Source organism: Cytobacillus sp. NCCP-133 (assembly GCF_026011715.1).
GTDB lineage: Bacteria > Bacillota > Bacilli > Bacillales > Cytobacillaceae > Cytobacillus.
The window spans coordinates 64,801-77,299 of record NZ_BRVM01000002.1 but is presented as its reverse complement, the minus strand read 5'-3'; the positions used below and the strand labels follow the sequence as shown (position 1 = coordinate 77,299).

9 protein-coding genes are annotated in these 12,499 nt (G+C 42.0%); 3 read left to right on the top strand and 6 right to left on the bottom strand.

The window, feature by feature from the left end; all coding sequences use genetic code 11:
- The 3 genes from gntK to gnd form a co-directional block, all read right to left on the bottom strand.
- Complete coding sequence (gntK, locus tag NCCP133_RS04415; protein WP_264803731.1) at positions 1–1,545, bottom strand: gluconokinase; 1,545 nt, start codon at positions 1,543–1,545, stop codon at positions 1–3.
- Positions 1,546–1,945: 400 nt separating this feature from the next.
- Entirely contained in the window at positions 1,946–3,289 is a 1,344-nt protein-coding gene (locus NCCP133_RS04410; protein ID WP_264803730.1) for a GntP family permease, read from the bottom strand.
- A gap of 107 nt (positions 3,290–3,396) precedes the next feature.
- Positions 3,397–4,293 (bottom strand): phosphogluconate dehydrogenase (NAD(+)-dependent, decarboxylating), encoded by an 897-nt coding sequence (gene gnd / locus NCCP133_RS04405; RefSeq protein WP_264803729.1) that lies wholly within the window; start codon positions 4,291–4,293, stop codon positions 3,397–3,399.
- Positions 4,294–4,756: 463 nt separating this feature from the next.
- On the opposite strand from gnd, the gene NCCP133_RS04400 reads away from it, so the two are divergent.
- The gene (locus NCCP133_RS04400) at positions 4,757–5,611 is read left to right on the top strand and encodes a MurR/RpiR family transcriptional regulator (RefSeq protein ID WP_264803728.1); all 855 of its coding nucleotides are present in this window, start codon (positions 4,757–4,759) and stop codon (positions 5,609–5,611) included.
- Positions 5,612–5,638: 27 nt separating this feature from the next.
- Here the strand turns inward: NCCP133_RS04400 and NCCP133_RS04395 are convergent, their stop codons facing one another.
- Positions 5,639–7,297, bottom strand: a complete 1,659-nt coding sequence (locus tag NCCP133_RS04395) for a M20/M25/M40 family metallo-hydrolase (RefSeq protein ID WP_264803727.1) — start codon at positions 7,295–7,297, stop codon at positions 5,639–5,641.
- Between the two features lie 301 nt (positions 7,298–7,598).
- Here NCCP133_RS04395 and NCCP133_RS04390 point away from each other — a divergent pair, with 301 nt between their 5' ends.
- Both NCCP133_RS04390 and NCCP133_RS04385 read left to right on the top strand, forming a co-directional pair.
- Positions 7,599–8,900 (top strand): NCS2 family permease, encoded by a 1,302-nt coding sequence (locus NCCP133_RS04390; protein ID WP_264803726.1) that lies wholly within the window; start codon positions 7,599–7,601, stop codon positions 8,898–8,900.
- Between the two features lie 121 nt (positions 8,901–9,021).
- On the top strand, positions 9,022–9,597 hold the full coding sequence (locus NCCP133_RS04385) for a YitT family protein (protein WP_264803971.1): 576 nt from the start codon (positions 9,022–9,024) through the stop codon (positions 9,595–9,597).
- 430 nt (positions 9,598–10,027) lie between these two features.
- Here the strand turns inward: NCCP133_RS04385 and NCCP133_RS04380 are convergent, their stop codons facing one another.
- Both NCCP133_RS04380 and proC read right to left on the bottom strand, forming a co-directional pair.
- Positions 10,028–11,380 carry an L-cystine transporter gene (locus tag NCCP133_RS04380; RefSeq protein ID WP_442874239.1) on the bottom strand — a complete coding sequence of 451 codons (1,353 nt, stop codon included), beginning with the start codon at positions 11,378–11,380 and terminating at the stop codon, positions 10,028–10,030.
- A 191-nt stretch (positions 11,381–11,571) separates the two neighbouring features.
- Complete coding sequence (gene proC / locus NCCP133_RS04375) at positions 11,572–12,387, bottom strand: pyrroline-5-carboxylate reductase (protein ID WP_264803724.1); 816 nt, start codon at positions 12,385–12,387, stop codon at positions 11,572–11,574.
- Between the last annotated feature and the right edge of the window lie 112 nt (positions 12,388–12,499).

Here is a 12,499-nt window from a genome sequence, read left to right as displayed (position 1 = left end):
TTATCCCAAGTATTTTCGCTGAAAACCAGCAATGCTTTCATATTCATTTACGAATAGACGGGATAATCGAATATAAATCGGCAATAGTTCCCGGTATACTTTCGCATTTTCTTCTTTTGGCTGATGGCCATATGTTGCTCCAACCATTTCAGAGACAACATTAAGATTTTCAACCTCGCCTAAAGCGTATAAACCAAGGATAGCTGCTCCCAGACAGGAGCTTTCATAACTTTCTGGCACCACAACTTCCTGATTAAAAATATCCGCCATCATCTGGCGCCATAGTTCAGACCTCGCAAACCCTCCTGTTGCCTGAATACGCTTCGGTTCCCCTGTAAGCTCCTCTAAAGCCAGCAGCACGGTATAAAGGTTATAAATAACGCCTTCAAGAACGGAACGGATCATGTGCTCTTTTTTATGATGCAGGCTTAAGCCGAAGAAAGAGCCTCGTGCGTTGGCATCCCATAAAGGGGCTCTTTCTCCTGTCATATAAGGGTGGAAAATGAGTCCATCTGAGCCTGGAGCAACTCCTGATGCGATTTTTGTCAGAACGACATAGGGATCAATTCCAAGACGCTTAGCCGTCTCCACTTCCGAAGCGGCAAATTCATCACGGACCCAGCGGAAGATCATGCCGCCGTTGTTTACCGGCCCGCCAATGACCCAATGATTCTCAGTAAGGGCATAACAGAAAATCCGGCCTTTCGGGTCCGTTACCGGTTTATCTGTTACAGCACGGATTGCACCGCTTGTTCCAATTGTAACCGCCACAACCCCTGGTTCAATCGCATTGACTCCAAGATTGGAAAGAACGCCATCACTTGCCCCTGCAATGAATGGCGTATCCGGATTCAGACCGGTCAGCTTGCTGAATTCATCTTTCAATCCTTTTATAGAAAAAGTAGTGGGAACAGGCTTGGATAGTTTTTCTGCAGTAATCCCTGCCACTTCTAGTGCTCCATCATCCCAATCGAGTTTTTCCAAATTGAACATTCCTGTAGCCGAAGCAATGGAATAATCAACAACATACTCGCCAAATAGCTTATAAAAAACATACTCTTTAATGGAAATAAATTTAAAAGTATGCTCGAAGAGATCCTGCTGCTCATTCTTCAGCCAAAGAATTTTAGAGAGCGGTGACATCGGATGAATGGGAGTCCCAGTTCTTAAGTAAATTTCATGGCCATTCAGTTCCTGTTTAATCTTGTCAGCCCATTTCGCACTGCGATTATCAGCCCAGGTAATGCTTTTGGTCAAAGGCATTCCTTCTGAGTCCACAGCAATAACACTGTGCATGGCTGAGCTAAAGGAAACGCATGTCACTTCCTCAGCACTGGCGTTCGATTCTGTCAAGCAGCCTCTAATGGTTCCAATAACAGCTTGAAAAATTTCATCTGGATCTTGTTCTGCAGTAGAAGGATTAGGTGTATGTAAAGGATACTCAATTGCGTATTTTCCAAGTACCTGCCCCTTATGGTCAAATAAAACCGATTTAGTGCTTGTTGTCCCAATATCCGTGCCTATAACATATTTTGTGGCAGCCATGATGAAAATCTCCTTTCAAAAAAATATTCTATAAAACAGTTGTCTTTCAATTATTAAGGCTGTTCTCTTATAGACCTTTGTTTTTGCTTATGAATTCACGCCGTTGATTTCAGCACAGGGCATGCAGCGAACCCGCGGGGAGGAACAGAGCTCCTCGGCTTCGTCTGTAGGGTCTCACGCTCCCTCTCCTCCCGCAGGATATTAAATAAGCTTCCCCGAATAGACACCGCACGAAGGAAATGCGGCAGCATTTTCGAGGATCAAGTGCCTAAAACGAAGATCAACTCAATAAAATAAACTGAGTTATTGATAAGCAACAAACTTTACGAAAACAGCCAATCTTATAAACAGAAGAAGGAAGCGGCCCTATAAAGTCGCCCCTTCCTCTTCTTCATTTATTTTAGGCAATAAAGAAGCCAATTATAAATACTGTTGCAAACCCGACAACAGCAATTAGTGTTTCCATAACGGTCCATGACTTAAGTGTATCCTTAACATCAAGGCCGAAGTAACGGTTTACAAGCCAGAAGCCCGAGTCATTAACGTGAGAGAAGATTGTTGCACCGGCAGCAATGGAGATAACAATCAGTCCTAGAACAGGTCCTTCAAGCCCCATTGTTTCAATAAGCGGTGCAATCAAACCTGCAGCAGTAACCATGGCAACTGTTGCCGAACCTTGAGCGACACGTACAAAAGTCGCAATCAGGAATGCAAGTAAGATGGGAGGCAGTGCAGAAGCAGCCATCATATCTCCCAATACCTGCCCAACACCTGAATCAATCAGAACCTGCTTGAACACACCGCCGGCACCTGTAACAAGAATAATGATACCTGCTGGCTCTAAAGACTTTGTAGCAATATCCTGTACTTCCTGGCGGGAATAGCCGCGTTTTGTTCCAAGACTATAAAATGCTAATAATGTAGCAATTGTCAAAGCAACAAACGGATGTCCCATGAAAGTAAAGAAGGATCTAAGCCCATTGCCTTCTTCAAGCAAAACGCCAGATACAGTGTTTACTAGAATCAGAACAAGCGGAATAAAGATAATGCTCGCAATCAGGCCAAAGCTTGGCAGTTCTTTATCATACTCTTTTTCTTCAATTTGCATGTATTCAGGAACTGTAACATGAATCTTTTTCGCAATATATCTCCCAAATAAAGGACCGGCAATTATCATAGAAGGAATACCAGCGATAATACCAAATAAGATTACCCAGCCAAGATCAGCACCTATAAGATCTGCGACTGCAATCGGTCCTGGAGTCGGCGGAATGAAGCTGTGTGTAACAGCCAGCCCAGCCAAAAGCGGAATTCCATAGTAAAGCAATGATTTTCCTGTTTTCTTTGCCAAACCGTAAACAATTGGTACAAGTATGATGAAACCAACATCAAAGAATACCGGAATAGCAACGATAAAACCTGTAATACCAAGCGCCCACTGCGCCTTATCTTCACCAAACTTTTTAATCATTGTTTGCGCAAGACGTTCAGCACCGCCAGAAACTTCAAGCATACGGCCAAACATGGCACCAAGACCAACAACAACTGCTACGAAACCAAGCGTGCCGCCCATTCCATTTTGAACTGATTGTACCACATCGCCAAGCGGCATTCCTGCAGCAATTCCAACTAGCAAACTCACAAGCAGCAAAGCTACAAAAGCATGAAGCTTTGTTTTCATAACTAAGAATAATAGCACAAATATACCAGCCATTGCCACTAAAATCAACATTGAGCCTGACATTGCATTTCCTCCCTTTATCGATAAAGCGTTTTCATTTATTCTGAAATTTTTTTCGGGTCAGGAAATCCCGCTTGCTTCAGCCGGTTTTTCCTGTTCCCTAAAAAGTATTATTTCTTCTCTACTGCATGCCCGCCAAATTCATTCCTTAAAGCAGCAACTACTTTGCCTGAGAATGTATCCTCTTCTAATGAGCGGTAGCGCATCATTAAGGACATGGCAATGACTGGAGCTGCTGTTTGAAGGTCCAGTGCCGTTTCCACAGTCCATTTGCCTTCCCCTGACGAATGCATGACACCTTTAAGCCCATCGAGATTGGCATCCTTTGAAAAAGCATTCTCTGTTAGCTCTATCAGCCATGATCGAATAACAGAACCGTTATTCCAGACCTTAGCGACCCCTTCATAATCATAATCAAACGGACTTTTTTCAAGTATTTCAAAACCTTCAGCAATCGCTTGCATCATGCCATACTCGATTCCGTTATGTACCATTTTGAGAAAATGGCCGCTTCCTGTTCTGCCGGCATACATATAGCCGTTTTCTACCGAAAGATCCTTGAAGATCGGCTCAATTGCTTTAAAAACCTCCGCATCTCCACCAATCATTGTACATGCGCCATTTCGGGCTCCTTCCATGCCGCCGCTCGTACCGCAGTCAAAGAAATAAATTCCTTTCTCCTGCAGTATTTCTGCTCTTTGCAGTGTTTGTTTATAATTGGAGTTTCCTCCGTCAATCAGGATATCCCCTTCCTCAAGAAGAGCAGATGTTTCCTCAATAACCGCCTCTGTAATATCGCCTGCAGGCACCATCAACCACACAACACGGGGCTTTGATAGACTGCTGACCAATTCCTTAACAGTTGAAACTCCTTGAATTCCTTCAGCGGAAATTTTTTCAGTTAAACCGCTGTTTTTATCAAAAGCTACTACTTCATGCCCATGATCTTTAAGGTTCAGGGATAAATTGTAACCCATTTTTCCAAGACCAACCATTCCTACTTGCATAAAAGCCTCCTGGATGAAGAAAATTTTTTTCGTTTGTGATTTCATTATACAAAATATTTTTCCGTTTGCAATCGTTTTCAAAAAAATATTTTTCTTTTATAATAGAATTATGATTTAGAAAGCGCTTTAATAGTATTCTTTGCATTTTTAGGATTTGTTAATAAAGCGCTGTTAAAATCAATACCTTAATTTAATTTACTGAGTTGATCTGCGCTGTGGGCAGTTGATCCTCGAAAATGCTGCCGCATTTCCTTCGTGCGGTGTCTATTCGAGGAAGCTTATTCCAAATGTTCTGCGGCTAGAGAGGGAATAGGAGACCCCACAGGCGAAGCCGAGGAGCTCTGTTCCTCCCCTCAGGTTCGCTGTGTGCCCCGTGCCGAAATCAACGGGCTGAATTCATAAGCATAATAACACTCTATGAGAAAGAGCTTTTCACAAAATTTTATACTAGGGAGCTGCCCAAATGGTTTATGACAATCTATATTGCTTTGCTCGAATTAAAACTCATTATGCAAAATTCAGTGATAAAGAAAAAAAAATTGCAGATTATATTCTTGAACATCCTGAAAAAATTGTTCACAGCTCGATCAATCAGCTAGCTGATGATTTGGGCATTGCCGATTCTACCGTCTTTCGTTTTTGCAAGAGAATCGGTTTTAAAGGCTATCAAGCTCTTAAAATAGCTTTAGCATCTGAAATTGTAACGCCGATTAAAGACATCCATGAAACCATTAATGAAGATGACGGGATTCTAACTGTTTCGGAAAAAGTATTCCGTTCCAATATCAAAACCCTTGAGGATACTCTGCAAATACTTGGCGGAGGAGCATTTGAAGAGGCAGTCGGATTAATAATGAATGCCAATAAAGTAGAGTTTGTCGGGAGCGGAGGTTCTAGCATTATTGCCATGGATGCTTACCATAAATTTATCCGAACCGGAATCACCGTCCTGGCAAACAGCGATTCCCATATGCAGTTAATGTCTGCCTCGCAGCTAAATGAGAATGATGTCGCTGTCTTTATCTCACACTCTGGAACAACGAAGGATGTCATACAGGTTCTTAATGTTTCAAAGGAGAATAAAGTAAAAACAATTGCGATCACAAATTTCGCGAAATCACCTCTCAGCCAAAAGGCGGACATTTCGCTTTATACAGTGGCTGAGGAAACAGATTATCGCTCAGAAGCACTTTCTTCCCGTATTGCTCAGCTTAGCATCATTGACGCCCTATATGTAAATGTTATGATGGCAAGAAAAGAAGAAGGCAAAAAAGCACTCCACAAAATGCGGAATGCTATTTCTGTAAAAAGGATTTAACATGGCAGGGGCTTATCCCCTGCCTAATTAAAGAATTCGCTTTGTCAGGTTTCTAATAAGCTCTGGCAATATCTTAAGCGTATAAGGTTTGTAGACCCTTTCTGTCCACTTATGGCCTGCCTTCCCATAGACTCCCAGGTTTATGACAGGAATATTTAAATCCCTCATATCTCTAAGCGGAATAGGAAAAAGAGTTTTTAATCCAGGAAAATTCTTTTTTAGTGATTGAATATCTTCATCTGAACCCCGGAAAGATAAGAAACTCCCATCCGACAAATATGGAAAGTATTTTCGCACCTTAAATATTTCCCCGGAATTCTTTGTTTCTTCTTCAAGAACTTCTTCCAGGCACTTTCTCAAAAATATGCCTCTATCTGTATTTGTATCTACCGTGTTTGCAGGCAAGAAAGGCGTGCCATAGAACAAGATTACCCTTGGTTTCTTTTCAGGATCCGATTGATGAAGGGCCTCGACAATATCAAATGCAATAATCCTAGCATCCGCTTCGCCGTTTAATGTGCATCGCTTTAGTACATCCCCAACTATTTTTGGCGTATCAATTCCTTTTTCATCAAGGCAGCCCAAGAAATCATCCAACGTGGTCACTTCTGTTTTCCAGTCAAGGTGCCGTTCCGGAAGCTCATTTGCATTCCTGAAATCTTTAAACGCAGCTGCAAGACGGTTTTCCACAGCGATGCTCGCATCTTCAGCAATTGTCTTTAGTTCATTCGATAACTGCTTGAGCGGTTTTTCATATACAAAATAATTAAAGTATACCCGGCAGCTAACTGCAGTCTGCACATCATACCGTTTTTTATCATCTCTCATAAAAAGGCAGCTTGGCGGAAGAACCAGTTCGCCTTCCAGCTTCTCAGTCAGCTGAAAATTTTGGCTAATTCTTGCAGTCAATTCAGCAGCTATCAAAGTAGGATCAATGCCTGCAAGACTTTCCCCGGCATGAGTTTCCCTACCGAAAATAGAGAAACACGGCAAGACTTTTCCAGCTGTACCTGTATAAATGTATTTGGTTTGATCACCATCGTATAACGGAGAAATAAAATCATTATTTATAGCAGCCATGTATTCAAGACCAAGATTTTTTTTCAATGAAAGAAGTTCACCAAGAGCAGCCCTGCTTCCCCTGTGTTCACCTTCTTCATCTGCAGTGAACATAACGAGCAAATTCCCGTCCAATTCATCCAGATTATCTGAAAAATAAAGCAGATTAGCCAGGTGGACAGCTATCCCGCTTTGCATATCCAAAGCCCCGCGTCCAAAGAGCCATTCATTAGATATTGCATCCTGCTGCAGCTCGGGGTCTGCATCATAATGCAAAAAGAACTGGTGCAGAGCTTCCGGGTCATGGGCAATATTCTGAAGAGGCCCAAAATCCTCTGTACCGACAGTATCCAGATGTGCCAAATAAATAAGTGTCTTTTTGCTGCTGGAGGTGCCGCTCAGAAAAGCATAGACATTTTTTCTGCCCAGTTCATCTCCTGGAATATCCTGAGTCCATACATGATCCTTATTCTCCTCAAAATAAGGGAAAGAACGGAGGATATCTTCAAGAAAACCAGCCTTCTTCCTTTCTCCCTCTGTATGATTATAGCTCACCTTCTGTACAAGCGCTCTCGTCAAATATTCTGCCTGCTCATGCAGGCTCAGAGATATCAGTTTAGCAAACATAAGCAAAACCCCATTTCCTTTGATTTGTCACTAGTGTATAGGCATTCTTCCATATTAATCAACCTACTCCCGCAAAATATTTCCGTGGAGAACCTAAAGAAACATCAAGGGTCAAATTTAGCTAAGACACATTTAAAATCTAATTGGTCAATAAGTTACATCTTCTGCTATTTAAGAATGATTTCTTCCCAATTATAGAATAATAAAATAACACTTGAAATCCAGTATAAAAACGAATATTATATTAACTGTATTTTTTAATGTTCGTGTTTTTGAAGTTTTACTTTATGGGGGACTATATATGTTCAAATTAAAAGAAAATAATACAAATGTGAGGACTGAGGTTCTTGCTGGGATTACAACCTTCTTAACAATGGTTTATATTGTGGTTGTAAATCCTGTCATCTTGTCTGATGCCGGCGTTCCATTTGAACAGGTATTTTCAGCGACCATCATTGCAACTGTTGTTGGTACCCTATGGATGGCTTTGTTTGCCAACTATCCAATCGCAATTGCACCAGGAATGGGCCTGAATGCATATTATGCCTACTCAGTAGTCGGCACGCATGGAAATATTGATTATCTAACAGCATTCTCTGCTGTCTTTATTGCAGGTATTATCTTTATAATCCTGTCGCTTACTCCTTTCCGGGAAAAGCTGATTATTGCGATTCCCGATAATTTAAAACACGGAATCACTGCCGGGATCGGATTATTTATAGCATTTATTGGTTTGAGGTTAACCGGGCTTATTACAAGCCACCCAACTAATCTTGTTGCCCTTGGAGACCTGCACTCTCCTCAGGCCATCCTCGCACTTGTCGGACTTGCCTCTACCTTGATTCTGATGACGCTCGGGATTAATGGAGCTTTATTTTTCGGAATGATCATTACTGCCATGATTGCCTATTTCACTGGGCATCTCTCGTTTGATCAGGGTTTCGTTTCATTGCCATCTCTTCCTGATGGAATCATTATTTTAAATCCTTTGGAAGCTATTGGTGATGTTATCCAGCACAGCTTGTATGCAGTTGTTTTTTCATTTCTTCTTGTGACAATTTTTGATACAACCGGGACAATGATTGGAGTTGCCCAGCAGGCAGGGTTAATGAAAGGCAAAACGATGCCAAGAGCACGGGAAGCTTTATTGTCAGACTCTATTGCTACTTCTGTTGGTGCCATGTTCGGTACTAGCCCGACTTCTGCTTATATTGAATCATCTGCAGGAGTTTCTGCCGGCGGAAGAACCGGTTTAACAACCTTGACTGTTGCAGGTTTGTTTCTTCTGGCTGCTTTCTTCGGCCCTCTTGTTGGTGCTGTATCTGGGCTAGCTGCAATCACAGCCCCAGCCTTGATTATCGTTGGCAGCCTTATGATGGGAAGCATCTCTCATATAAGATGGAATGAACTGGATGAAGCATTCCCGGCATTCCTGATTATTTTAAGCATGCCGCTCACATCCAGCATTGCGACTGGAATCGCCCTTGGATTTATCGCTTATCCCCTTATGAAAGTCGTAAAGGGAAAATGGAGAGAAGTCCATCCACTTGTATATTTATTCGCTATCTTATTCTTCTATCAGCTTGCGTTCTTGCCTCACTAATCTCAGCAAAAGCTTGTCTTCAAGGACAGGCTTTTTTTATTTTTTGATCGCTTTGCTTCTATCTTTTCTGTATACCCTCATATTCTAATAATAATGTGAGGACAAGTAGGGGTGATGGCATATTTTCGAAAAGCTGATTGCAATTTTACTGGGAAGCTTTTTATTAGGCATTGGCATTAATGGATTCCTCGTCCCGCACCAATTGCTGGATGGAGGCATCATAGGCATTGGGCTCATCCTTCATTACTATTATAAACTGCCTACAGGGTTAAGCATGATTGTTTTAAGCATTCCCTTATATGCACTCGCCTGGTTTTACGAAAAAAAATATTTTTTTTATAGCCTTCATGGGCTCTTCATTTCATCGCTGACCATTGACCTTCTCTCATTTATGGGGGACTTTTTTGAACTCTCTGTTCTTCCAAGTGCCATTTTAGGCGGATGCCTGGTCGGTTTTGGAATCGGTCTCATGCTCCGCTATGAAACCAGCACGGGTGGGACAGATTTGCTTGCCCAGCTGATGGTAAAACTCATTCCCGTAAACATAGGAGCATTGATTTTCGCGATAGATGGCCTGGTCATTTTAAGCGGTTTAAAAATTGTGGGAGCGGAAAAATTCATTTATTCCTTCATCACCATAATTTTTGTAGCTGCCATGACTTCGTTAACTGTTATCAAAAAGGCAGAATCACAATGAAAGCGATTCTGCTTATCCATTTTGAGTAGCTTTGCTTCAGCAAAGCTACTCGATAAGAATGCAACTCCCCCGACATGATCCCTTTTGATCGACGGGCTATTCTCCATAAAGTATTTAGCCTGGTCCTTATCTTCACTGTTAAATATAACAATCCCAAATCCCGATTCATCTGTTTGCTCAGTTCTTCCCGCCAGTATGATCTTCCCAGCCGTCTCCTTTAGATAATCAAATGCTCCAGTACAATGCTATGATCCTTTTCAGTCCAACTTTCAGCCTTTCTTAGACGCTCGATCAATCGAGAGACATATATGTACAGCGCTATGGTCTCTCCTCCTGCCATTTCTCAAACTAAGAATTCTGTACTGCTATTGAAAAGTCCTCTTTTAAGAAAAAAGGACAGGCACCCAGGCGCCTGCCGTTTTTATTTTTCTTAAGCTTCTGCTTCTATTTTATTATCCATGTCGCTATAAATGTTTCCGTCGATTTCACCTGTGATTCGGCTGGTCAAGATGCCAGATGTCATTGCTCCACTTACATTTACAGCTGTACGGCCCATATCAATTAACGGTTCGATCGATATCAGCAAACCAGCCAAAGCAATTGGAAGGTCCAAGGCGGACAATACAAGAATCGCTGCAAATGTTGCTCCGCCCCCTACACCTGCCACTCCGAAGGAACTGATTGCTACAATCAAAATGACAGTGAAAATAAATCCTGGTGACAGCGGATTGATACCAACTGTCGGTGCAATCATTACAGCCAGCATCGCTGGATAAATCCCTGCACATCCGTTCTGGCCGATGGAAAGTCCGAATGAGCCTGCAAAGTTGGCAATCCCCTCTGGGACACCCAAAGATCTTTGGGTTTTAATATTCAAAGGCAAAGCTCCTGCACTCGTTCTTGAAGTAAAGGCAAATGTTAAAACCGGAAAGGCCTTTTTCATATAAGTGATTGGATTCAAGCCGCTCATTGTCAAAAGCAGCAAATGAATTAAAAACATAATTCCAAGTGCCACATATGAAGCTACAACAAATTTGCCCAAGTTCAAAATGCTGTTAAAATCACTCATTGCGACCGTTTTGGTCATAATTGCTAGAACACCATAAGGAGTTAGGCGTAAAATCAAAGTTACCACGCGCATAATGATTGCATAGAAAGCATCGACAATTTTTGCAAAAAGTTCTGCTTGTTCCGGAGTTTTCCTTCTGACGCCTACATAGGCAATTCCCAGGAATGCTGCGAAAATAACCACTGAGATTGTAGATGCTGGCCGGGCTCCTGTAAAGTCAAGAAATGGATTGGCTGGAAGCAAATCAAGCATAGCTTGAGGAAAAGTTCTTCCCTCTATGTCCTGATAAGTTTCTTCAAGCTGTTCACCGCGGGCTGTTTCTGCATCGCCTCCATTTATCTGCACTGCTTCCAAATCAAAGCCAGCAGCTGTTGCGATACCAACGGCAGCTGCCACAGCTGTTGTACCCACCAGCAAGCCAAGGATCAACACACTGATCTTTCCAATATTATTGGTTAATTTAAGCTTTGTAAAAGCCCCCAAAATTGAAATAAAGACCAGCGGCATGACAATCATCTGCAGAAATTTAACATATCCTCCGCCTACTAAATTAAACCAGTCCGCCGACTTGGCAATGATGTCTGAGCCTGCTCCATAAACCAGCTGAAGTGCAAACCCAAATAGGATCCCTAAACCGAGAGCAGTAAAGACTCGTTTAGAGAAAGATATATGCTTTTTTTGCATATAGAACAAGCCAGATATAAGTAACAGCATAATAGCAATATTCAAAACCAAAAGACCTGTCGTCACTGGATAAGATCCTCCTCCAAATTTATATTTTTATAATGTCTAACTATATTACAGGTATTCCTATGAGTCAAGTCGGAATTAAAAATTGTTTTTTCTGTCTTTAATTTTCCCCATAGATTCCTGAATTTTCAGGGCGTATATCTAACATCCTCTTTCTAATTCTTATTTTCCGACAGGGCTATTGTCTTTTCGTGGCATTTTTCCATCGCTGACAATACCGCTGCACGGAACCCCTTATGGTCCAGTTCAGCCACCGCTTCAATTGTTGCCCCTCCCGGAGTGCAGACCTGGTCTTTTAATTCTGCAGGGTGATTTCCTGTTTCAAGCACCATTTTGGCAGCGCCTAAGACAGCCTGGGCAGCCAGCTGATATGATTGTTCCCGCGGCAGCCCGGCTTTTACACCTCCATCTGCCAGCGCTTCAATCAACATATATACATATGCTGGGGAAGAGCCGCTTATGGCTGGTATAGCATCCATCATTTTTTCTTCCATTACTTCTGCTCTTCCAATGCTTGTAAAAATTTGGATGACATCATCCAGCTCCTCTTTTGTTACTGAAGGATTCGCCGCAATTGCGCTCATTCCTTCTCCTACTAATGAAGGAGTATTGGGCATGGAACGGATTGCCTTTATTTGTTTGCCAAAAGCTTTTTCCATAAAGTCAAGAGTAATGCCGGCAGCAATCGTTATGATTATCGCATCCCGCTTAATGCAGTCTTTAATTTCATCAATAACAGCGCCATGAAGATCCGGCTTTATAGCAAGGAATAGAATATCTGCTTCAGCCGCAGCCTCTATATTGGATAATATCGTCTGAATAACCAGCCTCTTATTTACATCCTCCAGCGTCTTCTCCGTTTTGGCAGTGGCGATAATCTGCCCAGCTGATACGATTTTTGATTTTAACAACCCGCCAATGATTGCTTGTGCCATTTTTCCGCACCCGATAAAACCAATCTTTTTATTCATATGATTCCACATCCCTTATATATTGCTGCTGTTATTATACTTTACAGACATTTACTTAACAAAAAACTCGTCTGCATATGTATGGTTAGGCAGAATTGGTACAGGGTAATAG